Source organism: Oleiphilus sp. HI0079 (genome assembly GCF_001635105.1).
Genome location: NZ_LWFT01001446.1, coordinates 1 through 1,620, shown reverse-complemented (window position 1 = coordinate 1,620; position 1,620 = coordinate 1). Strand labels below are relative to the sequence as shown.

2 protein-coding genes are annotated in these 1,620 nt (G+C 48.6%); one reads left to right on the top strand and one right to left on the bottom strand.

Annotated elements, in window-relative coordinates:
- Positions 1-177 precede the first annotated feature (177 nt).
- Positions 178-321: a hypothetical protein gene (locus A3750_RS25535; RefSeq protein WP_156492394.1), complete on the top strand. Its 144-nt coding sequence runs from the start codon at positions 178-180 to the stop codon at positions 319-321.
- Between the two features lie 133 nt (positions 322-454).
- On the opposite strand, the gene A3750_RS24710 is transcribed toward A3750_RS25535, so the two are convergent.
- Positions 455-1,620: SLC13 family permease (locus tag A3750_RS24710; RefSeq protein ID WP_197475305.1), on the bottom strand; the 1,166-nt coding region annotated here is incomplete at its 5' end.

The window sequence follows — 1,620 nt, the reverse complement described above, 5'->3', positions numbered from 1 at the left end:
CATCTTGCAGGCGAGCAGGAACGGTATATTCGATGCCCGTGCGGGGATCGGTTACTTGAATGGGAAACAGCGAGGCACAGCCGGAGAGTAAACAACTTACGGTGATGATAATACCAAGTTTCATGCGTCCCTCATGAAATGATCGATACAGGGCAAAGCCTAGAAGAATATTTAGAGATGAAATTAAAGAAGATAGGGGCGGGAAACGCAATGCGTGCTGGCCATCCTAGCCGGCGCGGTAAACCGCTGCATTACGTCCTTTTCCCTTTCACGACCACCATCCTTGGTGTGCTTCCCGCAATAGATTACGAGTCGCTGTAACAAATCCGTTTGTCTTCGCTATCCCTATGTGTGCATATTAAGGAATCGTTGGATGAGAAAATATAGGAGATCTCGTAAATGTCTGTAAGAGATCTCTTACATACCCATAGAGCGTGATAAAGAATGAAGACCATCAATACACAAGAGGCACAAGCGACACCACGACCAAGCCATACACAACCGCCACGGGCCAGCCTGTTTTAACAAAATCTTGCAGCCGATAACCACCGGCATTCATCACAATTAGGTTGGTTTGATACCCATAAGGGCTGACGAAGCTTGCGCTCGCCGCAAAGGTCACCGTCATCACCAGCACCATCGGGTCTGCGTTCATCGCGCCCGCCAGACCAAGCGCAAAAGGGAACATCAACGCTGCAGCGGCGTTGTTTGTTACCAGCTCTGTCAGAAACCAAGTCACAACATAGACGGACAGTATAATCGCCCAAAGCGGCATACTCATTAGCACCTCTGATGCTTGATGTGCGATTAAAGTGAATACGCCTGAACTCATCAACGCCTTTGAAAATAACAATGCTGTGGTAATGATTAACCATAATTGCACAGGTAGCCGTCGCAATACTTCTTGCCGATTAAGACAACCCGTTAAAAGGTAGAGCGCGAACAGCAAAACCAATCCTTGCAGTAATTCCACCATGCCGCTTGCAGCCAAGGCAATCACCGCAACAAAACCACCAATAGCCAAACGCCCTTGAGCATCACTTAGTATGTGGTCTGGCTCGACCCCGGAAACAAACACAAAGTTGTTACTGAGGTTATTACGACTGTGGAAGTCAGCACCCACTGCCAACACAAGGAAATCGCCAGCTTTGAGCTCTATCTCACCCAGCTTGCCTGATACGGCCTCACCGTCACGCTTTATAGCGACAACTGCCGCATCAAACTTGGCCCGAAAACCGGATGATTTAAGACTCTTGCCCACAAGATGACTATCTGGGCGAATAAGCACTTCGCTAAGGTTGCTGCCCATTACATTTTGGACGCTTGAAGGCTGTTTGTTCGCAAACAAAGACAGGCCGTTCATCTTCAATAACTGCTCTAGCTTGCCTACATCGCCATTGAAAATAAGGTGATCGCGCTCTTCAATTACCTCGTCTGGCGATACAGGGCTGATCAAACGTCCATCCCGAACAAGCTCAACTAAAAACAAACCTTCCAGGTTACGTAATCCATTGCTTTCAATACTCTTTCCGATCAGGGGGGACCCCATATCTGCCTGCGCATCCATTAGGTAGTGGCTCGCCATCCCGCTCTCTTGGGGTAGCTCTTTAAACTCCGGAC